Genomic DNA, 22200 nt, shown 5'->3' with positions numbered 1-22200 from the left:
AGCCGCCCGCCACCACGATCTTCGCGGAGGTGGTGGAGCGGGCTGCACCGCTAGAGCTTCCGAAGTCCACTGAGCACCCTTTCGAGCAGTGTCACATCCGGCGTACCGCCGGCCTCTTCGCTACCGCCGGGCTGGTGGATCGCCACCAGCCCCGCCTCCGCGAGGTCGGCCACGAGGATTCGGGCCACGCCCAGCGGAATCGCCAGCAGCGCGGACACCTCCGCCACCGATTTCACCTCGCGGCAGAGGTGGCAGATCCGCTGGTGCTCGGGGAGCAGCCCATCCAGCTGGGAGGGGTCGGCCGTGGTGCTGACCAGTGCCTCGATGGCGAGCTGGTAGCGAGGCCGGGTCCGGCCCCCGGTCATGGCGTACGGCCGCACCAGCGGCTGATCGCCTTCACCCCCGTACGACTCCTCGTATGAGGCGCCGTACGGGCCGGGCGAGTGGGGCGGGGTCATGAGTCCTCCGGGCGGGACAACGGTTGTCGTCTGGCGGGGCCGGCGGTGCGGGGAGCGGGCGATGTGGCCGGACGGGTCGGATCGAGCTTACGTCGGTCGGTCAGTTCAGAAGGCTGCCTTGGAGTTCCGCGCGCAGGTCCGGGGTGAGGACGCTGCCCGCTCGGTCGACCAGGAGGGCCATCTCGTAGCCCACGAGGCCGATGTCGCAGTCGGGGTGGGCGAGTACGGCCAGCGAGGAACCGTCGGAGACGGACATCAGGAACAGGAAACCACGTTCCATCTCCACGACGGTCTGGTTGACCGCGCCGCCTTCGAAGATACGGGAGGCGCCGGCCGTCAGCGACGTCAGGCCGGAGGCCACGGCCGCAAGCTGATCGGCGCGGTCGCGCGGGAACCCTTCCGACATCGCCAGAAGGAGCCCGTCGGCGGAGACCACCACCGTGTGGGACACCCCCGGGGTGTTGTCCACGAAGTTGGTGATCAACCAGTTCAGATTCTGCGCCGCCTGGCTCATCGGACTCAACTAACGCTCCTGCTGGTAAGTGGGGCCGTAGCCTTGATTGTTGCTGCCATGACTGTCAGGGCCGGTGGTCGACCCGGCCTGACGGCCTTGCTGGATACCCCGTCGGAGATTGGTCAGTCGTCCGCGCACGTCGTCCGGCGCGCGCGAAACCTGTGGTCCGGTCTGGTCGGTCTGCTGCGTTGCCGCGGTGCCGGCGACGAGGTTCGCCCGCGGCACGCGGCGCGGCAGTCCGGAAGTGGTGACTCCGCCCGCCGCGGGCTGGCGGACCCGCTCGGCCTGCCGCCCCAGTTCGTCATTGGGCGACATCCTCCATGCGGCGCCGGCGCCGCTGTCATTGCGTGCCGGCTCGCGCCGCGGCATCGGAGGTACCGCCGAGGCAGGGCGCTGCGCGGGCCGGTGGGTCGGCCGCGGAGGTGCGGCGGGGGCCTGGCCCTCGGAGGGCTGCTCGTCGCTCCGTGCACCGCGGAACCAGTCGGACTCCAGCGTGTCGAAGAGCGGCGTGCGGCCGTCGCCGGGACCGGCGGACGGCAGCGCGTCCAGCTCGGACTGCGGCAGCGGGAACGAGCCCGTGTCCTGCTGCTGGGACTGCTGCGGCTGCTGGGACCGCTGCTGCGGGACGGCCCGGTCCGCACGCTGGGACTGCCCGGAGTCGACGTCCTCGTGGCCGCGCGGTGCGTCGTCGGCGTCGTGGCGCGGGGTGGCCGGCCAGTCGTCGGCCGTACCTCCGGCCGCCCGGCGAGCGCCCCAGTTGGTGCCGGGCTGCTGGGCGTTGGCGGGGTTTCCCTGCTGGGAGCCCGAGCCACCGGTCAGTTCGGGCGCCTGGCCGCGTGGCGGCAGCTGCGGGCGGCCGCCCCGGCCACCGGAGGCCTGGCCGCGGCCCTGAGCGGGCTGTCCGGGCGCGCCGGTGGGCGGTGCGACGGTCGGGCCGGTACCCGACTCGGCGCCGCGCGGCGGCAGCTGTGCGCGGCGGCCGGGGTCGCCGGCGCCGTCGCGGCGTGCGGGGGCCGCGGGGCCGCCCTGGGAGTTGTTACGAGCCCCCGCGGACGGCGGCGGACCGGGACGCCCCTCCGAACCGAGTGAGCTGCTCGCGCCGTGGCGTGGACCGGAGTCGCCGGGACGGCTGCCCTGGCCGGGGGCGCCGGGCGCCCCGCCGGAGTTGGCCGCGCCCGCTCCCGTGCCGGACCCGGAGCCCGTACGGCCCGCCGGGGGGAAACCACCGCCGGAGGGGGGACCGCCACCGGAGGAAGAACCCGCGCCCGGCCGGGACGGCAGCGCGCCGCCTGTTCGGGGACCGCCGGGACCGGCGGGCGGAAGACCTGTCTCGCGGCCCGGCAGAGCGGGGCGCGCTCCGCCGCCGCCCGACACCTGGCCGCGCGGCTGGATCCCCGCGAGACGGTTCGAGGGCTGGCCACTGCCGCCGCTGCCGGAACCCGCCGCGGGAGCAGGCTTGCCGACCGCCTTGCCGCCCTGGGCGACGTCCACCGGAAGCATGACGAGTGCGGTCGTACCGCCGGAGTCCGACGGGCGCAGCTGGATCCTGATGCCGTGCCGCAGGGACAGCCGGCCGACCACGAACAGACCCATCCGCCGGGACACCGAGACATCCACGGTCGGCGGGCTGGCCAGCCGCTCGTTGATCGCCGCCAGGTCCTCGGGGGAGAGGCCGATGCCCGTGTCGTGGATCTCGACCAGCACCCGGCCGTCGGGCAGTGCGTGGCCGGTGACCTTGACCTTGGTCTGCGGGGAGGAGAACGAGGTGGCGTTCTCCAGCAGCTCGGCGAGCAGGTGGACGAGGTCGTTGACGACCCGGCCGGCGACCTCGGTCGTGGGCACAGAGCTCAGTTCGATCCGCTCGTACTGCTCCACCTCGGAGGCCGCGGCGCGGAGCACGTCGACCAGCGGGACCGGGCGGGTCCACCGGCGGCCCGGCTCCTCGCCCGCGAGGACGAGGAGGTTCTCGCCGTTCCGGCGCATACGGGTCGCGAGGTGGTCCAGCTTGAAGAGCGAGGACAGCTGGTCCGGGTCCGCCTCGCGGCTCTCCAGCTCGGAGATCAGCGACAGCTGGCGCTGGATGAGGCCCTGGCTGCGGCGCGAGAGGTTGGTGAACATCGCGTTGACGTTGCCTCGCAGCAGCGCCTGCTCGGCGGCGAGCCGGACCGCCTCGCGGTGCACGTCGTCGAAGGCCGCGGCCACCTGGCCGATCTCGTCCCGGCTGTGCACACCGACGGATTTGACCGAGGTGTCCACGTCCTGCGGGTCGGACTCGGAGAGCTGCTTGACCAGCTCGGGCAGCCGCTTCTGCGAGACGTCCTGAGCGGTGTCCTGGAGCCGGCGCAGGGAGCGGACCATGGAACGGGCCACAACGAACGCGCCGACGAGCGAGACACCGAGCACCAGCAGGATGACGGCACCGTTGATGATGGCGACCTGCTGGGCCTCGGAGCGCAGCTCGCGCGCCTTCTCCTCCATCTCGGAGAGCAGCGTCTGCTCGATGCGCGACATCTCGTCGATCTTGGTGGAGTCCTGGTCGTACCAGTCCTTGTACGAGCGCTTCTCGGAGGAGATCTGGCCGTCGGTCTTGAGGACCCGGGCGGCATAGGTGTCCGCCAGGATGATCTCGGAGTTTCCGCCGTCCTCCAGCGCCTGCAACAGCTCCTGAGAGCTGGACTTACCGGCGTAGACCTGGATGAACTGCGCGAGGGCCGACTCCTCGCTCTGCTGCGCGGACTGGCCGTAGAGCCGGTCGTTGGGGGAGAGCTTCGGCTTCGGGCCGTGGGCGAGACCGGCGCTGATGACCGCGCGCTGCATGGACGCGTACTCCTTGGCGGAGGAGAACGCGGCCAGCGCACGGGTGCTGCGGATCATCTCGCTGTTGCTGGTCGCCTGGGCCATGTCCTGGGAGAGGGAGAGCAGCGAGGTGATGAGCTCGTTGTAATTGCTGACGGTCTGCGCGATGTAGTTCTCGTCGTCGTACGCGTTCGCGCGGATCGTCTTGATCTTCTCGAGCTGCTTGAGGATGTTGACGAGCGAGGAGTTGACGCCCACCAATTCCTCGGAGTTCGAGGCCTCGATGTCCTGGGTGGCCTCACGGAACGCCTGCTTGGCCCGGTCGGACTTGATCCGCGGGTAGACGACGTCGTCGTTCTTGCCGTCGCTGGCGGCCAGCGGGCCGGCCGAGTGGTCGCGCTCCTCCTGGAGCGCGGACGCCAGCTCGGTCGCCTGCTTGGTCATCTCCGTCAGCAGCTTCATGTTCTCGAGCTGCTGGAGGTTGTCCATCGAGGTGTCGATACGCAGCGCGCCCAGCGTCGTGGCGGCGACCACGGGCAGGGCCAGCAGGGACACCAGACGGGTACTGATGCGCCAGTTGCGCAGGGCTATGCGAGAGCCCGGGCCGGACGGCGTTTTCTGCCGTTCGCCCGTCTCACCGGTGCCCTGCGCGTTCATACGCGCAGGGCTCTTGGAGCCCTGGCCATCCGGCGTCGCACCGGTGTCCTGGGCGCGCTGGGGCGAGGAGCCGTGATCGGTCCCACCGCGCGGCTCCGGGTCCGCCGCAGCGCTGCCATCCCTCTTGAAACGTCCCTGCACTAGCGTCGCAACCTCTGTGACCAGGCGCCCCACCGCGTCAGCGGCGGGGCGGTGTCGAGTCGTGGGGACAGTGGCCCCGGCGGTCCGTGGAATTCCAGCACAGTGCCGGATCTGCAACAAGGGCGCTGCCCCAGTGCGTGAGGCGAGTGACGCTCAGTGTGGAAGGGGTCACAAGACGTAGAAGAGAAAGTCTGCGATAACGGACTTTTATGCCTGAGTTGCTCGCCGACTATCGGTGTCCCAGTAGCGGTGATCGGGAGTGGAACGTTCGCTTCAGGGAGATAATGTCCGTTTCGGAGGCACGTAAAGCCTGACCGCTATGCGTGATTTGAGAGGTCCTTCGTGAGGAAACTCACATGATGATCGAGGCTTCTTCCTCGAATCTCCGGGGAATTGCGCGTCTAGCCTGACGGTTTACACAGACCGTCGAAACGACAACGACTCCGCGAGGCAAGCACCGGTGAAGACCACGATGATGTTCCGCAACATAGCCAACCCGCGACGCACCACGCTGGCCCACCTCGAGGACGCCGGCGAGCTCCAGACCTCCGCGGGCGGACCGGCGTCGGAGCCCTCCGCCGAACTGCCTCTCCAGACGGCGAACCCCCGCCGAACCGTACTGATGGACGCTCCCGAGAACTGACCCGGGGCGGACCGCACGGGAGGCGAGCGGGCGCCGAAACCGGGGCGATAACCTGGAGTGTCAGTCTCCAGCAGTGATCAGTGAGGGGCAGCGGCTTCCCGTGCGCATCGCCAGGTTCTCCATCGACGGCAACGTCGCCTTCGGCGTAGTGGAGGGGGACACGTCTTCGGCGACCACCGCCACTGAAGACGGTCCCGTCCTCGACATCATCAAGGGTCATCCCTTCGCCGAGTTCGAGCGTTCGGGGCAGAGGGTCCCGCTGAGCAAGGTTCGGCTGCTGCCGCCCGTCCTGCCCAACAAGGTCGTGGGGATCGGGCGCAACTACGCCGAGCACGCCGCCGAGCTGGGCAACGCCGTTCTCGACGATCAGGGCCGCCCCGAGGCCCCGGTCGCCTTCTTCAAGCCGTCCACCTCGGTGATCGGCACCGGCGACCCCATCGCGTACCCCTCCTTCTCCGACGAGGTGCACCACGAGGCCGAGCTGGCCGTGGTCATCGGCCGGATGTGCCGCGAGGTCCCGCGCGACCGGGTCCAGGACGTCATCCTCGGCTACACCTGCGCCAACGACGTCACCGCCCGTGATGTCCAGCGGCGCGAGAAGCAGTGGGCCAGGGCGAAGGGCTTCGACACCGCCTGCCCCCTCGGCCCCTGGATCGAGACCGAGCTCGATCCCTCCGACCTCGGCATCATGTGCACCGTCAACGGCGAGCAGCGCCAGCTGGGCCGCACCGCCGACATGATCCGCTCGATCGCCGATCTGATCGTGCACATCACCGAGGCCATGACGCTGCTCCCCGGCGACGTCGTCCTCACCGGCACCCCCGCGGGCGTCGGCCCCCTCAGCGTCGGCGACGAGGTCGCCGTCACCATCGAAGGCATCGGCACTCTCACCAACAAGGTGATCAAGCGTGGCTAGCGCACCCGTACGTGTACGTTTCTGTCCCTCGCCGACCGGCAACCCCCATGTGGGCCTGGTCCGCACCGCCCTGTTCAACTGGGCGTTCGCCCGGCACCACGGCGGCACTCTGGTCTTCCGCATCGAGGACACCGACGCGGCCCGCGACTCCGAGGAGTCCTACGCGCAGCTGCTCGACGCGATGCGCTGGCTGGGCTTCGACTGGGACGAGGGGCCCGAGATCGGCGGCCCGCACGCGCCGTACCGCCAGTCGCAGCGCATGGAGATCTACGCCGATGTCGCCCGCCGGCTGCAGGAGCGCGGCTTCGCGTACGAGTGCTACTGCACCACCCAGGAGCTGGACGAGCGCCGCGAAGCCGCCCGCGCCGCCGGAAAGCCGTCCGGCTACGACGGGCAGTGCCGCGACCTGAGCGCGGAGCAGATCGAGGCGTACAAGCGGGAGGGCCGCACGGCCATCGTCCGCTTCCGGATGCCCGACGCCCCGATCACCTTCGACGACCTGGTGCGCGGCGAGCTGACCTTCACCCCGGAGAACGTGCCGGACTTCGGCATCGTCCGGGCCAACGGCGCCCCGCTCTACACACTCGTCAACCCGGTCGACGACGCGCTGATGGACATCACCCACGTGCTGCGCGGCGAGGACCTGCTGTCCTCCACCCCGCGCCAGATCGCGCTGTACGCCGCCCTCGCCGAGATCGGCGTCGGCAACGGCAGCATCCCGCACTTCGGCCATCTCCCGTACGTCATGGGCGAGGGCAACAAGAAGCTCTCCAAGCGCGACCCGCAGGCCTCGCTCAACCTCTACCGCGAGCGCGGCTTCCTGCCCGAGGGCCTGCTCAACTACCTTTCGCTGCTTGGCTGGTCACTCGCCGAGGACCGCGACGTCTTCTCCATCGAGGAGATGGTCGCCGCCTTCGACATCGGCGACGTCAACGCCAACCCGGCGCGCTTCGACCTCAAGAAGTGCGAGGCGATCAACGCGGTGCATCTGCGGGAGCTGGCGCCCGATGAGTTCGTACGCCGCCTGGTGCCGTATCTGCAGGCCGCGGATCTGCTTCCGGCGGAACCGACGGACGCGCAGCTCGATCTGCTGACCCGGGCGGCGCCGCTCACCCAGGAGCGCATGGTCGTTCTCGGCGAGGTCGTCGGCATGCTCGGCTTCCTCTTCGTCGCCCCGGAGGACTTCCGGGTGGACGAGGCCGACGCCGCCAAGGCCCTGGGCCCCGATGCCGCGCCGGTGCTCGAATCGAGCATCAAGGCCCTGGAGTCCCTGCAGGACTACACCCCGGAGCCGATTCAGGCCGTGCTGCGCGAGGCCCTGGTCGACGGCCTCGGCCTCAAGCCCAAGCACGCGTTCACACCGCTGCGCGTCGCCGTCACCGGACGCCGGGTCTCCCCGCCGCTCTTCGAGTCGATGGAGCTGCTGGGGCGCGAGGAGACGCTGCGCCGGCTGCGCGCCGCGGCTGAGCGTGTCTCCGGGTAGAGCCCGCGGATCGCCTTCGCGGCACCCGAGTCAGCGGGCCCGCACCGTGCCGTCGACCGCGCCGAACGCACTCTCGGCCGCGGCGGCGGTGCGGCCCGCGGCCGATCAGCGGTTTGGGCGGTGGCCCGCACTTCGGCGCGGGGATACCCGTTTTGGAGCGCCGTCCACCATCGGGTAATGTTCTTCCTGCGCCGCCCGAGCGGGCCGACAAGGCCGGACCGGGAGCGCATCCCAAACAAAACCCCCTCAGGGGGTTGCGTTTTGGTGGGGTATGGTGTAATTGGCAGCACGAGTGATTCTGGTTCACTTAGTCTAGGTTCGAGTCCTGGTACCCCAGCAAGAGTTCTCGCCCGCGAGGCTCTTGTTTCAGTAGTGCTGAGCCCCCGTTGTGTAGCGGCCTAGCACGCCGCCCTCTCAAGGCGGTAGCGCCGGTTCGAATCCGGTCGGGGGTACAGATCCTGACACCGTCCCCACCGGGTCGCACCCGGTGCCGACGACGAATGGATCGCTAGGGCCCCCGTTGTGTAGCGGCCTAGCACGCCGCCCTCTCAAGGCGGTAGCGCCGGTTCGAATCCGGTCGGGGGTACAGAACAAGAAAGCCCCTCCTCACGGAGGGGCTTTTCGGCATTTCCGGGGTCCTTCGCCATGTCCGCCATTCCCGGCCCCGCGGGCCGAGTCCCGCGGGCCGAGCCGCTGGGCGGCTCGGCCGCGACCGTCAGCTCGTACGGCGCAGGGCTTCGCTCAGCCGCCCCGCCGCGTCGATGACCGCCTGGGCGTGCATCCGGCCCGGGTGACGGGTCAGCCGCTCGATCGGTCCGGAGACCGAGACGGCGGCGACCACGCGATTGGAGGGACCGCGCACGGGCGCGGAGACCGACGCCACGCCCGGCTCGCGTTCGCCGATGGACTGGGCCCAGCCCCGGCGCCGTACGCCCGACAGCGCCGTCGCCGTGAACCGGGCACCCTGCAGGCCGCGGTGCAGCCGCTCCGGCTCCTCCCAGGCCATCAGAATCTGCGCCGCGGATCCGGCCTTCATGGGCAGGGTGGAGCCGACGGGCACGGTGTCCCGGAGTCCGGACAGCCGTTCCGCCGCGGCCACGCAGATCCGCATATCGCCCTGTCGCCGGTAGAGCTGGGCGCTCTCGCCCGTCACATCCCGCAGATGTGTGAGCACCGGCCCTGCCGTGGCGAGCAGCCGGTCCTCGCCGGCCGCCGCGGCCAGCTCGGAGAGCCGGGGGCCCAGGATGAACCGGCCCTGCATATCCCTTGCCACCATCCGGTGGTGCTCCAGCGCCACCGCGAGCCGGTGCGCCGTGGGGCGCGCGAGACCGGTCGCCGCGACCAGCCCGGCGAGGGTGGCCGGACCGGACTCCAGAGCGCTCAGTACCAGAGCTGCCTTGTCGAGAACGCCGACGCCGCTAGAGTTGTCCATGCAACGATACTCGCGTCTCACTCTGTGAAACGCAAGTTCAATTTTCTGCGGAACCCGTCACTCTGGAACGGCGGACCGCGGACCACGGCCCGTATGCACCGCCCGGAATGGGGGTTTCGGGCCGGGGCACAGGGAATCGAGCAGGTCCGGCAATACGGCCGGCCGGAGGGAAAGCGATGGGACGGACACTGGCGGAGAAGGTCTGGGACGACCATGTCGTCCGGCATGCCGAAGGCGAGCCCGACCTCCTCTTCATCGATCTGCACCTGCTGCACGAGGTGACGAGCCCGCAGGCCTTCGACGGCCTCCGGCAGAACGCCCGCCCGGTGCGGCGCACCGACCTCACCATCGCCACCGAGGACCACAACACCCCCACCCTCGACATCGACAAGCCGATCGCCGACCCGGTCTCCCGTACTCAGCTGGAGACGCTGCGCAAGAACTGCGCGGACTTCGGCGTACGGCTGCACCCACTGGGCGACGTCGAGCAAGGGGTTGTCCACGTCGTGGGACCGCAGCTGGGACTGACCCAGCCCGGGATGACCGTGGTCTGCGGTGACAGCCATACCTCCACCCACGGCGCTTTCGGCGCGCTGGCGTTCGGCATCGGCACCAGCCAGGTCGAGCATGTGCTGGCCACCCAGACCCTGCCGCTCGCGCCCTTCAAGACCATGGCGATCACCGTGGAGGGCGAGCTGCCCGGCACCGTCACCGCCAAGGACCTGATCCTGGCGATCATCGCCCGGATCGGCACCGGGGGCGGCCAGGGATACGTCATCGAGTACCGCGGCTCCGCCATCGAGAAGCTGTCGGTGGAAGCCCGGATGACCATCTGCAACATGTCGATCGAGGCCGGCGCCCGCGCGGGCATGATCGCGCCGGACGAGACCACGTTCAGTTATCTGCAGGGCCGCGACCACGCCCCGCAGGGCGAGGACTGGGACGCCGCCGTCGCGTACTGGAAGACGCTGCGCACCGACGACGACGCGGTCTTCGACCACGAGATCGTCATCGACGCCACCGCGCTGGCCCCGTTCGTCACCTGGGGCACCAACCCGGGCCAGGGTGCCCCGTTGTCGGAGTCCGTGCCGGACCCGGCTTCGTACGATGACGCTTCGGACCGCATCGCCGCCGAAAAGGCCCTGGAATACATGGGATTGACGGCTGGTCAGCCGCTGCGCGACATCTCCGTGGACACCGTCTTCGTAGGCTCCTGCACCAACGGCCGGATCGAGGACCTGCGCTCCGCCGCCGAGATCCTGTCGGGGCGTTCAGTCGCGGAAGGCGTCCGCATGCTGGTGGTCCCGGGCTCTGTACGCGTTGCCCTGCAGGCCGTCGAGGAGGGCCTGGACAAGGTGTTCACCGCGGCCGGCGCCGAATGGCGGCACGCGGGCTGCTCGATGTGCCTGGGCATGAACCCCGACCAGCTGAAGCCCGGTGAGCGCTGCGCGTCCACCTCCAACCGCAACTTCGAGGGGCGGCAGGGCAAGGGCGGCCGTACCCACCTGGTCTCCCCGCAGGTCGCCGCCGCCACCGCGGTCCTGGGGCATCTCGCCTCGCCGGCCGATCTGTCCGACGCAGCCGTACGCACACCCGTGGGGGCCTGAGCAGTCATGGAAGCTTTCACCACGCACACCGGCCGGGCCGTACCGCTGCGCCGCAGCAACGTCGACACCGACCAGATCATCCCCGCGCACTGGCTGAAGAAGGTCACCCGCGACGGTTTCGAGGACGGGCTGTTCGAGGCCTGGCGCAAGGACCCCGAGTTCGTGCTGGGCCGGCCCGAGCGGCAGGGCGCGACCGTTCTGGTGGCGGGCTCCGACTTCGGAACCGGTTCCTCGCGCGAGCACGCCGTCTGGGCGTTGCAGAACTTCGGCTTCAAGGCCGTGATCTCCTCCCGCTTCGCCGATATCTTCCGCGGCAACTCGCTCAAGAACGGTCTGCTCACGGTCGTGCTGCCGCAGGAGACGGTGGAGCGGCTGTGGCAGCTGACCGAGGCCGACCCGACCGCCGAGATCACCGTCGACCTCGTCGGGCGGCAGGTCCGGGCCGGTGACATCACCGCGGAGTTCGAGCTCGACGAGAACGCCCGCTGGCGGCTGCTGGAAGGGCTGGACGACATCAGCCTCACCCTGAAGAACGAAGCCGAGATCGCGGCGTACGAGGCCGGTCGCCCGGCCTTCAAGCCCCGTACCGTAGACGTCTGATCAGCACGCTTTCCGCACTGCGCCCCCTGCCGCCCGGCAGGGGGCGCAGTCGTGTTCCGGGCACGGTTGAGGCCCCACGAAGCGACAACTCGCCCCAGATGGCACAATCGGTGCATGGACCGCGACAGCCAACTCGAGCTCTACGAGGTCGTCGCGGCCCGGCTGAAGGAAGCGCACACAAGGGTGCGCTCGCTGCAAGTGCCGGAGGGCGTACGGATGGCGCTGTCCCGGAAACTGCTGGTCATCACGGCCGCGGCCAAACACGATCTCGCCGCTGCCGCAAGGCGGCTGGACCGGTTCATGAAGGACCTCGACGAAGGTCGTTTCCCCGAAGGCGACTGAGGCCGACGGAACTCCGTGGCGCCGAGTTCGTTGCGGCACAAGGGTGATTAGCCCGTTTCGTGTTTGATTTGCGGTATATATCTGCCTAACGTGCGAAAAAGCTTGAACACTTTCGTTCCGGCAATGTCTCCGAAGGGGAAGACGTGAACAAGGCGCAGCTCGTAGAAGCGATTGCCGACAAGCTCGGCGGGCGGCAGAACGCCGCCGAGGCTGTCGACGCGGTACTGGACGCGATCGTGCGTTCAGTTGTCTCCGGCGACCGGGTCTCGGTCACCGGTTTCGGTTCGTTCGAAAAGGTGGACCGTCCGGCCCGGTACGCCCGCAACCCGCAGACCGGCGAGCGCGTCCGGGTCAAGAAGACCTCGGTTCCCCGTTTCCGTGCCGGTCAGGGCTTCAAGGACCTGGTCAGCGGCTCGAAGAAGCTGCCGAGGGGCGGCGAGGTGGCCGTCAAGAAGGCTCCCAAGGGCAGCCTCACGGGCGGCGTTACCGCCAAGGCCGCGGCCAAGAAGGCCACCGCCAAGAAGGCGGCGGCGAAGAAGGCGGCGGCGAAGAAGACCACGGCGAAGAAGGCGGCGGCGAAGAAGACCACCGCGAAGAAGGCGACAGCGAAGAAGACCACCGCGAAGAAGGCCGCCAAGAAGGCCACCCCGGCGAAGGCCGCGGCGAAGAAGGCCGGCGCGAAGAAGACGGCTCCGGCCAAGAAGGCCACGGCGAAGAAGGCTCCGGGGCGCAAGACCACGGCGCGCAAGACGACCGCCAAGAAGTCGGCCGCAAGGAAGAAGTAGCACCTCACGCGACCGGGCCGGACTCCCCTCGGGGAGCCCGGCCCGCGGTGTTTTCGGGGTTGCCGTTCCTCGAAGCAGCCGTGCACTGGAGCAGCACGTGCCCCGGAATCCACGGGTCCTCGGGCTAGGCGCCGCCCCGGTCGGGAGCGTCCGCGGTTCGCAGGGCTGCGGTTCAGAGGGTCTGCAGTGTCACCAGAGCGATCCGGCGGCTTCCGCCCTCGCCGTCCACCTCGATCCGCACCCGCTGGCCGGGGCGCAGCAGCCGCAGCCCGCCCGCGTCGAATGCCGCCGCGTCGAATGGCAGCGGAGTGCCGTCGTCGAGCAGCACACTGCCGGACCGGGTCTCGGCGTCGTACGTATAAGCGGTGGCCTGCATACGCTCAGACTAGTGCCCCTCCCGGCAACGGCTGCCCCGTCGCGCCGGCCAGCAGCACGCATTCCCCTCCCTTCGGCCGGGTGGGGGCTCCCCCAGCGGTAGCTGGGGGAGTGCCCCCAGCCGCATCGCCAAAAGCCCCAGTAGCTCCGCTACGAGGGTTTCCGGCCCCCTCGCGATCGCACGCACCGGACGACCCTCCTTGACGGGCAAGCGGTGCCGGTCGCGGCACTAGTCGGCGCCGCGCACCGTTCCGCCCGCGCCCTCCACGGCAGTCCGCTTCTCCGGGACGAGCAGTCCGGTCGTCGCGGCCGCGGTCCTCGGCCCCACTCCCAGAGCCAGTGCCGCCCGCAGATCCTCGCCCGTATCCACGTCCCGCCGTACGGAATCCACGCCCGCCAGCAGGATTTCCGCGGCCCCCGACGTACGGTGCCGCGCCCGTGACGGGCCGCCGAAAGCCGGATCGAGTGCCACCCCCGGCGCCGCGGAGAGAAATGTGGTCCCCACTCCCGCGGCATCCGCGAGAAATGCCCGGGGAAATGCGCCGGCCACCGCGAGAACGCGCGCAAGTTCGCCGGGCCGCAGCGCCGGGAGATCCGCGTTCAACGCCGCCACCGGCGCCGCCGGCCGGTCCTCCCGTACGGTCCGCGCACCGTGCGCGAGCGCCGCATTCAGACCCGCACCGGGAGTATCCGGTACGGCCCGCGCGCCCAGCGCCGTCAGTTCCGCGACGGCGAGCGGATCGTCCGTGACGACGACCACATCGCTTATCGCCGGGCAGTCCAGCGCGGCTGCCACCGTGTCCTGTGCGAACGCCAGGGCCAGCCCCGGCCGCAGGCCGTCCCCGGCCGCCCCGGCGAGTCTGCTCTTCGCCAGCGACAACGGTTTCAGCGGCACCACCAGGGACCATCCGCCCACTGCCACGGACTCTCCGACTCTTCGCATCGGCTTCATTCTCGCCTGCTGCCGCAGTTGCCCGGGACCAGCGGGGTTACGGTGTTCTCGACAGACCGGGACCCTGAGGCGACACTTGTGCGGCTGTCCGTCCGCAGCTCAGCAGGTCCCACGAGGAGGGTTTCCGAGTGTCCCGCCGCAGAATCGGCTTCTGGTACCGCTTGGCCGCGGTGATCGCAAAACCGCCGCTTGTGGTGCTGTTCAAGCGGGACTGGTACGGAATGGAACACATTCCCGGTGACGGCGGATTCCTCACCGCGGTCAACCACAACTCGTATCTCGACCCGCTCTCCTATGCGCACTTCCAGTACAACAGCGGACGCGTCCCGCGATTCCTCGCGAAGGCCGCACTTTTCAACACGCCGTTCGTCGGTTCGATGCTCCGGGGCACCAGCCAGATTCCCGTCTACCGGGAGTCCACCGACGCCGTGGACGCCTTCCGCGCCGCCGTCGACGCGATCGAACGCGGCGAATGCGTCGCCTTCTACCCCGAGGGCACCATCACCCGCGACCCCGATCACTGGCCGATGCAGGGCAAGACCGGCGCGGCCCGCGTGGCGCTGCTCACCAGGGCCCCGGTCATCCCTGTCGCGCAGTGGGGCGCCAACCACGCGGTGCCGCCCTACTCCAGTGCGCGGCAGCTGAGCCTCCTTCCGCGCAAGACACTGCGAGTGAAGGCCGGTCCGCCGGTGGACCTCTCCGCGTTCTACGAGCTGGAGCCCACCGCCGAGGTACTGCGGGCGGCCACCGACAAGATCATGGCGGCGATCACCGAACTCCTCGCGGAACTGCGCGAAGAGCCCGTACCCACCGAGACATACGACCACCGCCAGGCCCGCGCGGAGCAGCGCAGGAAGGCCGAGCGGCAGAAGGCCCAGGAACAAGGGGAGAGCAAGTGACGCGCTGCGCGGTGTTCGGCACCGGGTCCTGGGGCACCGCCTTCGCCATGGTGCTGGCCGACGCCGGCTGCGAGGTGACCCTCTGGGGCCGCCGCCCCGAGCTGGTCGAGGCCATCAACACCGGCCGCACGAACCCCGACTACTTTCCCGGGATCGAGCTGCCCGCCTCGGTACGGGCCACCACCGACCCCGCGGAGGCCGCTCGCGACGCCGAGTTCACGGTGCTCGCCATTCCTTCCCAGACGCTGCGCGGCAACCTCACCCGGTGGGCGCCGCTGCTGCCCTCCGACACCGTGCTCGTGAGCCTGATGAAGGGTGTCGAACTCGGCACGGCCAAGCGCATGAGCGAGGTCATCGAGGAGGTGGTCGGCAAGGCGCCCGCCGGCCCTCCCACCGGCGGCACCTCCCTCGGGACGCCCTCCGGACGGAGCCCGGGGGAACAGTCCGCGGAGGATGTGCGCAGGAGGGTCGCGGTGCTCACCGGGCCGAACCTGGCCAAGGAGATCGCAGCCCGGCAGCCCGCCGCAGCCGTCGTCGCCTGTGTCGACGAAGCGGTGGCGCGACGGCTCCAGGCCGCCTGCCACACCCCGTACTTCCGCCCGTACACCAACACCGATGTGGTCGGCTGCGAACTGGGCGGCGCGGTCAAGAACGTCATCGCGCTCGCTGTCGGAATCGCCGACGGCATGGGCCTCGGTGACAACGCCAAGGCGTCGCTGATCACCCGCGGGCTCGCCGAGACGACCCGGCTGGGGCTGGTGATGGGCGCCGACGCCCATACGTTCGCGGGCCTGGCGGGCATGGGCGACCTGGTCGCCACCTGCTCCTCACCGCTGTCCCGCAACAACACCTTCGGCACCAACCTCGGCCGCGGCATGACCCTCGACGAGACCATCGCGGTCACCAAGCAGACCGCCGAGGGCGTCAAGTCCTGTGAGTCCGTGCTCGATCTGGCCCGGCGGCACGGGGTGGACATGCCGATCACCGAGACCGTGGTCGGCATCGTCCACGAGGGCAAGCCGCCGCTCGTGGCGCTCAAGGAGATGATGTCCCGCAGCGCCAAGCCCGAACGCCGCTGAAGCCGCGGGGAGCCCCACGAACCCCGCAGCGGTGCGCCCCGCGGGACGGCGTCGGGAGCGAGCGCGATTGCCCGGTGTCGCCGACTGCCGGACGCCCGGAGGCGCAAGGTAGTCTCGTCGCGATATGAGCAGCGAGTCCTCCCCCCAGAGCCCCGTCCCCTCCTCCGTGGGAGGGACCCCTCCCACCGGAGAAGCCGGGCGCAAGCCGCGCGTCGCCGTCGTGTTCGGCGGGCGCAGCTCCGAGCACGCCATCTCCGTGGCCACCGCCGGCGCCGTGCTGCGCGCGATCGACCGGACGAAGTACGAGGTGCTGCCCATCGGCATCACCACGGACGGCCGCTGGGCGCTGACCGCCGACGATCCCGAGCGGATGGCGATCGCGGACCGCCGGCTGCCGAGCGTGGACCAGCTGACGGAGTCCGCCGAGGGCGCCGTGCTGCTGCCGGTCGACCCGGCCAGCCGCGAGGTCGTCTACACCGAACCCGGCGCGGTGCCCAAGGTGCTCGGCGAGGTCGACGTCGTCTTCCCGGTGCTGCACGGGCCGTACGGGGAGGACGGCACCCTCCAGGGGCTGCTGGAGCTGTCCGGGATTCCGTACGTCGGCGCGGGTGTGCTCGCGTCCGCCGTCGGAATGGACAAGGAGTACATGAAGCGGGTGTTCATCTCCTACGGGCTGCCCGTCGGCCCGTACGAGGTGATCAGGCCCCGCGAGTGGGACCGGAACCCCTCCGCCGCCCGGAAGAAGATCGTCGACTTCGCCGGGGAGAACGGCTGGCCGGTCTTCATCAAGCCCGCGCGCGCCGGATCCTCGATGGGCATCACCAAGGTCGACGGGCTGGAAGGGCTCGAGGACGCTCTCGAGGAGGCCCGGCGGCACGACCCCAAGATCATTGTGGAGTCGCTGCTGCGTGGCCGGGAGATCGAGTGCGGGGTGCTGGAGTTCGAGGACGGGCCGCGGGCGAGCGTCCCCGCCGAGATCCCGTCGGTGACCTCGCACGACTTCTACGACTTCGAGGCGAAGTACATCGACTCCGCCGCCGGTGTCGTGCCCGCGCCGCTCACCGCCGAGGAAACCGCGAGCGTCCAGGAGCTGGCCGTACGGGCCTTCGACGCCGCTTCCTGCGAGGGTCTGGTCCGCGCGGACTTCTTCCTGCTGGACAGCGGGGAGTTCGTGATCAATGAGATCAACACGATGCCGGGCTTCACACCGATCTCCATGTACCCGCGGATGTGGCAGGAGAGCGGTGTGAGCTACCAGGAGCTGGTGGACCGGCTGATCCAGGCGGCGCTGCGCCGCCCGACCGGGCTGCGCTAGCGGGTACCGCTACCGGCCTCAGAGCCTGCTCGGCACGGTCCTCTCCACGGCGCCCGCGAGGTCGGTCAGCGCATCGACCTCGGGGGCGTACTTTCCCGGAACCGTCAGCTCGACGAAGGCCTTGCGCCCGGTGGTGGTGAACCGGTAGCCGTCCTCCTGCTTCTCCAGCAGCCAGTCGACGCCGTTGACCTCCACCGCATCCGCCGTGGGGTTGTAATGTTCACTTCCGGGCGTCAGCAGCTCGGGCCGCGGTACCCCGCAGCGCAGCTGCACCGCGGGGTCGCCCCAGTCCGCTGCGAAGTCCGAATCGGGCTCGCTCGCACTGCGGTCGAGCCCGTCCACGGTCCCGGGCAGCTCGTCCTGCAACTTCCGGCACATCTCGGCAGCCTGCGCCGACGGCGTGGGGACCGGGCGTGCGCCGCCTCCGTCCGTGAGGGAACAACCGGCGGTGGCAGTCAGCAGGGCGACGGCGGGCAGGCAGAGGAGCCGGCGGGTGAAAGCACTCACCGGCCGAGCATAGACGGGGGCTACAGATGGACCACCGGGCAGGTCAGGGTGCGGGTGATGCCGTCCACTTGCTGGACTTTCGCGACCACCATGCGACCGAGTTCGTCAACCGTGTCGGCCTGCGCGCGCACGATGACATCGTAAGGACCGGTCACGTCCTCGGCCTGGATCACCCCCGGGATCTTGGCAATCGTCTCGGCGACGGTCGAGGCTTTGCCGACCTCGGTCTGGATCAGGATGTACGCCTGTACCACGGAACCTCCAGGGCGGCCACGAGGATCATGTGGGAAGAAGAGACGCCACGGTATCGCGTCGCCGAGCGGCAGGGGGAGACCCGCGCACCGGACGGCGTGCTCTGTGCGGCGGACAGGAAGTACAAGTTGACCGTACCGACACCACTGTCGGTACGCGAGCGCAAGCGCACTGGGGCAGAAGGGGCACACCGATGAAGGGCACCGTGGGCGAGTTGGGGGAGTTCGGGCTCATCAGGGAGCTGACCTCGCGGCTCACCACCACCCCGGCCGTACGGCTCGGGCCCGGGGACGACGCCGCGGTGGTCACCGCACCGGACCGGCGGGTCGTCGCCAGTACGGATCTGCTGTTGGAGGGCCGGCACTTCCGCCGCGACTGGTCCACGGCGTACGACGTCGGCCGTAAGGCGGCCGCCCAGAACCTCGCCGACATCGCGGCCATGGGCGCGGTCCCGACCGCGCTGCTGCTCGGCCTGGTCGTCCCGGCCGACCTCCCCGTGACCTGGCCCGTCGAGCTGATGGACGGTATCCGCGACGAGTGCCAGGTGGCGGGCGCGGCCGTGGTCGGCGGCGACGTCGTACGCGGCGACACCATCACCGTCGCCATCACCGCGCTCGGAGATCTGCGCAACCACGAGCCGGTCACCCGGTCCGGGGCCCAGCCGGGCGACGTCGTCGCCGTGACGGGATGGCTGGGCTGGTCCGCGGCCGGGCACGCCGTGCTCTCCCGGGGATTCCGGTCGCCCCGTGCCTTCGTGGAGGCACACCGCCGCCCCGAACCGCCGTACCACGCGGGGCCCGCGGCAGCCGGCCTCGGTGCCACCGCGATGACCGATGTCAGCGACGGACTCGTCGCCGACCTCGGGCACATCGCGGAGGCCAGCAAGGTCCGGATCGATCTCCACTCGGGCGCGATCGACGTCCCCACACAGATGTCCGACATCGGGCAGGCCGTCGGCGTGGACCCGCTGACCTGGGTGCTGGGCGGGGGAGAGGACCACGCGATCGTCGCGACCTTCCCGCGGGATGTGAAACTCCCGGCACGGTGGCGGGTGATCGGCGAGGTGCTCAACCCCTCGGCTCTGCCGCAGGTGACCGTGGACGGGGCGCCCTGGGAGAAGGCGGGCTGGGACCACTTCGGCGACATCGAGGACAGCCACTAGATTCGCCCGTATGCAGATATCCCCGCAGAGCCCTTCGCAGGCACCGCCCCGTGTGCTGACCATCGCCGGATCCGACTCCGGCGGCGGCGCGGGCATCCAGGCCGATCTCAAGGCGATGCTGGCCATGGGTGCGCACGGGATGAGCGTGCTCACCGCCGTCACGGCGCAGAACTCGCTGGGCGTGCAGGGCGCGTGGGAACTGCCGGCCGAAGCCGTCCGGGCGCAGTTCCGCAGTGTCGTCGACGACATCGGGGTGCAGGCGGTGAAGACCGGCATGCTCGCCTCGGCCGAACTCGTCGAGACCGTCGCGGAGCTGCTGGCGGATATCGGTGCACCGGTCGTGGTCGACCCGGTGGGCGTCTCCAAGCACGGCGATTCGCTGCTCGCGCCCTCAGCGCTCACTCACGTCCGTACGAAGCTGCTGCCGTTGGCGACCGTCGCCACCCCGAATCTGGACGAGGTGGCGCAGTTGACCGACGTGCGGGTCCGGGGGGAGGCGGATCTGCGGAGGGCGGCGGATGCGGTGCTGGAACTCGGGCCGCGCTGGGCGCTGATCAAGGGCGGGCACCTCGACGGGGATGCGGTGGATCTGCTGACGGACGGCGCGGAGGAACACTGGCTGCGGTCCGTACGGCACGACAACCGGCACACCCACGGCACCGGCTGCACGCTCGCCGGCGCCGTCGCGGCGCAGCTGGCGCGCGGGCGGACCGTGCCGGAGGCGGTGACCGCGGCCAAGGAGTACGTGACGGGGGCGATCGCGGGGGGCTTCCCGCTGGGTGGCGGCATCGGCCCGGTGGACCACGCCTGGCAGTGGCGCCGGGACTCCGCACAACGGCCCGCGACTCAGGCATGACAACGAGCCGGCGAGAGCCGCCGACGAGGCGGCAAGGGCCGGTTACGGGGCTACGGGCCCGTGAGGGCATGCAAAAAGCCGGTCCACCTGTCGGTGGACCGGCTCAGGCAACCGGCGAGGGCTGCGCTACGACGGGAACGTCAGCGCGCGACCTTGCCGGCCTTGATGCACGAGGTGCAGACGTTGAGCCGCTTCGGCGTCCGCCCGACCACAGCGCGCACCGTCTGGATGTTGGGGTTCCAACGACGGCGAGTGCGGCGGTGCGAGTGCGAAATGTTGTTGCCGAAGCCCGGCCCCTTGCCGCAGACGTCGCAGTTGGCAGCCACGGGTCACTCCAAAGACTTCAGATGCACTTACGGTGAATCCCGGCGTCGCCGAGGTCAGTGATCGACCGGCAGTGCCAGGTGGGAATGGCCCGATTCTCATCGGGCAACCGGAGCAGCATACAACGACCGCTCCCGTACAACGAAACTACCATGGCGGGCCGGGGCCCCCGCCCCGTGCAGGCCCTGGACCCGCGACTACCCTGCGGTGGAATTCCCCGCCCCGGTCCGAGGAGGACGCAGGTGCTGCACACCCTCGACGCCACCACGGTACGCACGTGGTGCGGGCTCGCCCTGGAGGCGCTGGGGGAGGCCCGGGAGGGGATCGACGCGATCAACGTCTATCCGGTCGCGGACGGGGACACCGGGACGAATCTCTATCTGACCGTGGAATCGGCGGCACAGGCCGTGGACGCGGTATTCGCCGCGCACGCGGCGGTCGCCGATGACACGGGACCCGCGCTCCCCGACGCCGTACGGGCGATGGCCCACGGGGCGCTGATCGGGGCCCGGGGGAACTCCGGGACGATCCTGGCCCAGCTGCTGCGTGGCATGGCGGAGGTGCTGGCCGCCCCTGCCGGTGACGGCGCCGGGAAGTCCGCGGGGCGTGCGCGGGGGGCCCGCCGCGCGCCCGTTGTGGTGCCGCCCGGGCTGCCCGGCCCGCTCGGCATGCCCGGTCTGCCCGGCATCGCGACTTCGGGCGGGGACGCGGAGAGACTGCGACGCGCGCTGCGGCGGGCCGCGGAGTCGGCGTACCAGGCTGTCGCGCACCCGGTGGAGGGCACCGTCCTCACGGTGGCCACCGCCGCGGCCGATGCCGCCGAGCGGGCCGAGGGCGGGGCTTCGGTCGTGGCGCGTGCCGCGTACGAAGGGGCGTGTGCGGCGCTTGAGGCGACCCCTGGGCAGCTCGACGTCCTCCGCCGTGCCGGCGTCGTGGACGCGGGCGGCTGCGGTCTGGTCACCGTGCTCGGCTCACTGGTGGAGGCCGTGTCCGGCGAGACCGCGATGGGACCGATCGGCGCCGCGGAGCGCGGGGAGGGCAGCGCCACCGGTCGGCCGGGCCGCCCTGAGCATGTGCAGCGCGGACCGTCCGCCATCGGGTCCGGCGGTGCGCTCGGCCCCGGTGGGAGAGCCCCCGCGGGGCCCGCCTACGAAGTGATCTATCTGCTGGAGGCGGACGACGAGTCGGTCGCCGAACTGCGCAGGCGGCTGGACGAGCTCGGCGACTCGCTGGTCGTGGTGGGCGGCGACGGGCTGTGGAACGTGCATGTGCACGTGGACGACGCGGGCGCCGCCGTGGAGGCGGGCGTCCACGCAGGACGCCCGTACCGGATCCGGATCACCCACTTCGACGCCGCCGTACCCACGGGCGCCGAGGTGTGCACACCGGGCGACGGCACGGGCGGCGACCCGCAAGGACAGCGTGAGCGGGCGGCACGCGCCGTCGTGGCCGTCGTCCCCGGCGAGGGGCTCGCAGCGCTCTGTCTGGAGGCCGGCGCGACGGTGGTCACCGCGCGTCCCGGGGAGCCACCGGCCAGCGGTGAGCTGTTCCAGGCCATCCGCCGGGCCCACGCGCGCGAGGTCGTGCTGCTGCCCAATGACGCGGACCTGCGGCACACCGCCGCGGCGGCGGCGGAGCAGGCGCGGACCGAGGGTGTACGGGTCGCGCTGATCCCGACCCGCTCCAGCGTCCAGGGCATCGCCGCGCTCGCCGTGCACGAGCCCGGCCGCCGCTTCGACGAGGACGTCGTCGCCATGACCGCCGCCGCCGGCGCCACCCGGTACGCCGAACTCGCCGTCGCCGAGCGGCAGTCCTGGACCATGGCCGGGGTCTGCCAGGCCGGCGACGTGCTCGGCCTGATCGACGGCGACGTCGTGGTGATCGGCGCCGATCTGGCCGGAACCGCCGCGACCCTGCTCGACCGGATGCTCGCCGCGGGTGGCGAGATGGTCACGCTGGTGCTCGGCTCCGGCATCCCGGACGACCTCGCCGACGGGCTGGAGTCGCACGTACGGGAGGCCCACCTCGCCGTCGACACCGTCGTCTACCGCGGCGGTCAGCCGTCCGTACCGCTGCTCATCGGCGTCGAGTGATCCTCGAGTGAG

The 22200-nt window shown here is 70.7% G+C and carries 22 protein-coding genes, 3 tRNA genes and 1 pseudogene; 16 read left to right on the top strand and 10 right to left on the bottom strand.

Going from position 1 to position 22200, the window contains the following annotated elements:
* The 4 genes and pseudogenes from ABZW18_RS18390 to ABZW18_RS18375 all read right to left on the bottom strand — a co-directional run.
* Positions 1-70 (bottom strand): annotated as a pseudogene (locus ABZW18_RS18390) (ATP-binding protein); the annotation flags it as partial.
* Complete coding sequence (locus ABZW18_RS18385) at positions 51-458, bottom strand: DUF742 domain-containing protein (RefSeq protein WP_356188506.1); 408 nt, start codon at positions 456-458, stop codon at positions 51-53. The pseudogene ABZW18_RS18390 and the gene ABZW18_RS18385, both read right to left, overlap by 20 nt.
* A 100-nt stretch (positions 459-558) precedes the next feature.
* Positions 559-972, bottom strand: coding sequence for a roadblock/LC7 domain-containing protein (locus tag ABZW18_RS18380; RefSeq protein ID WP_356188520.1), 414 nt, complete (start codon positions 970-972; stop codon positions 559-561).
* A gap of 9 nt (positions 973-981) precedes the next feature.
* The gene (locus ABZW18_RS18375; protein ID WP_356188504.1) at positions 982-4566 is read right to left on the bottom strand and encodes a nitrate- and nitrite sensing domain-containing protein; all 3585 of its coding nucleotides are present in this window, start codon (positions 4564-4566) and stop codon (positions 982-984) included.
* A gap of 460 nt (positions 4567-5026) precedes the next feature.
* Here ABZW18_RS18375 and ABZW18_RS18370 point away from each other — a divergent pair, with 460 nt between their 5' ends.
* The 6 genes from ABZW18_RS18370 to ABZW18_RS18345 all read left to right on the top strand — a co-directional run bounded on the left by ABZW18_RS18370 (position 5027) and on the right by ABZW18_RS18345 (position 8194).
* Positions 5027-5209 (top strand): hypothetical protein, encoded by a 183-nt coding sequence (locus ABZW18_RS18370; RefSeq protein WP_356188502.1) that lies wholly within the window; start codon positions 5027-5029, stop codon positions 5207-5209.
* A 100-nt stretch (positions 5210-5309) separates the two neighbouring features.
* Complete coding sequence (locus ABZW18_RS18365; protein ID WP_356188518.1) at positions 5310-6125, top strand: fumarylacetoacetate hydrolase family protein; 816 nt, start codon at positions 5310-5312, stop codon at positions 6123-6125.
* Positions 6118-7608, top strand: a complete 1491-nt coding sequence (gltX, locus tag ABZW18_RS18360) for a glutamate--tRNA ligase (protein ID WP_356188501.1) — start codon at positions 6118-6120, stop codon at positions 7606-7608. Before ABZW18_RS18365 ends, gltX begins: the two co-directional genes overlap by 8 nt.
* A 265-nt stretch (positions 7609-7873) precedes the next feature.
* Positions 7874-7945 (top strand) — tRNA-Gln (locus ABZW18_RS18355).
* A 42-nt stretch (positions 7946-7987) separates the two neighbouring features.
* Positions 7988-8060 (top strand) — tRNA-Glu (locus tag ABZW18_RS18350).
* A gap of 61 nt (positions 8061-8121) precedes the next feature.
* Positions 8122-8194 (top strand) — tRNA-Glu (locus ABZW18_RS18345).
* A gap of 129 nt (positions 8195-8323) precedes the next feature.
* Here ABZW18_RS18345 and ndgR read toward each other — a convergent pair.
* Complete coding sequence (gene ndgR, locus ABZW18_RS18340) at positions 8324-9040, bottom strand: IclR family transcriptional regulator NdgR (protein ID WP_356188500.1); 717 nt, start codon at positions 9038-9040, stop codon at positions 8324-8326.
* A gap of 176 nt (positions 9041-9216) precedes the next feature.
* On the opposite strand from ndgR, the gene leuC reads away from it, so the two are divergent.
* The 4 genes from leuC to ABZW18_RS18320 all read left to right on the top strand — a co-directional run bounded on the left by leuC (position 9217) and on the right by ABZW18_RS18320 (position 12374).
* Positions 9217-10647: a 3-isopropylmalate dehydratase large subunit gene (gene leuC / locus ABZW18_RS18335; protein WP_356188498.1), complete on the top strand. Its 1431-nt coding sequence runs from the start codon at positions 9217-9219 to the stop codon at positions 10645-10647.
* Between the two features lie 6 nt (positions 10648-10653).
* Entirely contained in the window at positions 10654-11247 is a 594-nt protein-coding gene (gene leuD / locus ABZW18_RS18330; protein WP_356188496.1) for a 3-isopropylmalate dehydratase small subunit, read from the top strand.
* A 114-nt stretch (positions 11248-11361) separates the two neighbouring features.
* Positions 11362-11589, top strand: coding sequence for a hypothetical protein (locus tag ABZW18_RS18325; RefSeq protein ID WP_356188494.1), 228 nt, complete (start codon positions 11362-11364; stop codon positions 11587-11589).
* A gap of 143 nt (positions 11590-11732) precedes the next feature.
* Positions 11733-12374, top strand: coding sequence for an HU family DNA-binding protein (locus tag ABZW18_RS18320; RefSeq protein ID WP_356188492.1), 642 nt, complete (start codon positions 11733-11735; stop codon positions 12372-12374).
* A gap of 172 nt (positions 12375-12546) precedes the next feature.
* Here ABZW18_RS18320 and ABZW18_RS18315 read toward each other — a convergent pair whose 3' ends face one another.
* Both ABZW18_RS18315 and cofC read right to left on the bottom strand, forming a co-directional pair.
* The gene (locus ABZW18_RS18315) at positions 12547-12750 is read right to left on the bottom strand and encodes a hypothetical protein (protein WP_356188490.1); all 204 of its coding nucleotides are present in this window, start codon (positions 12748-12750) and stop codon (positions 12547-12549) included.
* A gap of 228 nt (positions 12751-12978) precedes the next feature.
* The gene (gene cofC / locus ABZW18_RS18310; RefSeq protein ID WP_356188488.1) at positions 12979-13692 is read right to left on the bottom strand and encodes a 2-phospho-L-lactate guanylyltransferase; all 714 of its coding nucleotides are present in this window, start codon (positions 13690-13692) and stop codon (positions 12979-12981) included.
* 137 nt (positions 13693-13829) lie between these two features.
* On the opposite strand from cofC, the gene ABZW18_RS18305 reads away from it, so the two are divergent.
* The 3 genes from ABZW18_RS18305 to ABZW18_RS18295 all read left to right on the top strand — a co-directional run bounded on the left by ABZW18_RS18305 (position 13830) and on the right by ABZW18_RS18295 (position 16994).
* Positions 13830-14600, top strand: a complete 771-nt coding sequence (locus tag ABZW18_RS18305; protein ID WP_356188486.1) for a lysophospholipid acyltransferase family protein — start codon at positions 13830-13832, stop codon at positions 14598-14600.
* A complete protein-coding gene (locus tag ABZW18_RS18300) occupies positions 14597-15679 on the top strand; it encodes an NAD(P)H-dependent glycerol-3-phosphate dehydrogenase (protein ID WP_356188484.1) in 1083 nt (360 codons plus the stop codon). The genes ABZW18_RS18305 and ABZW18_RS18300 overlap by 4 nt, the downstream gene beginning before the upstream one ends.
* A gap of 124 nt (positions 15680-15803) precedes the next feature.
* Positions 15804-16994 carry a D-alanine--D-alanine ligase family protein gene (locus ABZW18_RS18295; protein WP_356188482.1) on the top strand — a complete coding sequence of 397 codons (1191 nt, stop codon included), beginning with the start codon at positions 15804-15806 and terminating at the stop codon, positions 16992-16994.
* 18 nt (positions 16995-17012) lie between these two features.
* On the opposite strand, the gene ABZW18_RS18290 is transcribed toward ABZW18_RS18295, so the two are convergent.
* Together ABZW18_RS18290 and ABZW18_RS18285 are read right to left on the bottom strand one after the other, a co-directional pair.
* Positions 17013-17501 (bottom strand): DUF3515 domain-containing protein, encoded by a 489-nt coding sequence (locus tag ABZW18_RS18290; protein ID WP_356188480.1) that lies wholly within the window; start codon positions 17499-17501, stop codon positions 17013-17015.
* A 20-nt stretch (positions 17502-17521) separates the two neighbouring features.
* Positions 17522-17755 (bottom strand): Lrp/AsnC ligand binding domain-containing protein, encoded by a 234-nt coding sequence (locus ABZW18_RS18285; RefSeq protein ID WP_064070330.1) that lies wholly within the window; start codon positions 17753-17755, stop codon positions 17522-17524.
* Between the two features lie 191 nt (positions 17756-17946).
* On the opposite strand from ABZW18_RS18285, the gene ABZW18_RS18280 reads away from it, so the two are divergent.
* Both ABZW18_RS18280 and thiD read left to right on the top strand, forming a co-directional pair.
* Positions 17947-18915, top strand: coding sequence for a thiamine-phosphate kinase (locus ABZW18_RS18280; RefSeq protein ID WP_356188478.1), 969 nt, complete (start codon positions 17947-17949; stop codon positions 18913-18915).
* A gap of 10 nt (positions 18916-18925) precedes the next feature.
* Positions 18926-19771 (top strand): bifunctional hydroxymethylpyrimidine kinase/phosphomethylpyrimidine kinase, encoded by an 846-nt coding sequence (gene thiD, locus ABZW18_RS18275; RefSeq protein WP_356188476.1) that lies wholly within the window; start codon positions 18926-18928, stop codon positions 19769-19771.
* Between the two features lie 140 nt (positions 19772-19911).
* On the opposite strand, the gene rpmB is transcribed toward thiD, so the two are convergent.
* Entirely contained in the window at positions 19912-20097 is a 186-nt protein-coding gene (rpmB, locus tag ABZW18_RS18270) for a 50S ribosomal protein L28 (protein ID WP_014628431.1), read from the bottom strand.
* A gap of 240 nt (positions 20098-20337) precedes the next feature.
* On the opposite strand from rpmB, the gene ABZW18_RS18265 reads away from it, so the two are divergent.
* Positions 20338-22188 (top strand): DAK2 domain-containing protein, encoded by a 1851-nt coding sequence (locus ABZW18_RS18265; protein ID WP_356188474.1) that lies wholly within the window; start codon positions 20338-20340, stop codon positions 22186-22188.
* Positions 22189-22200 lie beyond the last annotated feature (12 nt).

The organism is Streptomyces sp. NPDC004647 (genome assembly GCF_040609575.1).
GTDB lineage: Bacteria > Actinomycetota > Actinomycetes > Streptomycetales > Streptomycetaceae > Streptomyces.
Note: the sequence above shows the minus strand (reverse complement) of the source record. Positions and strands in the feature narration are given on the sequence as shown.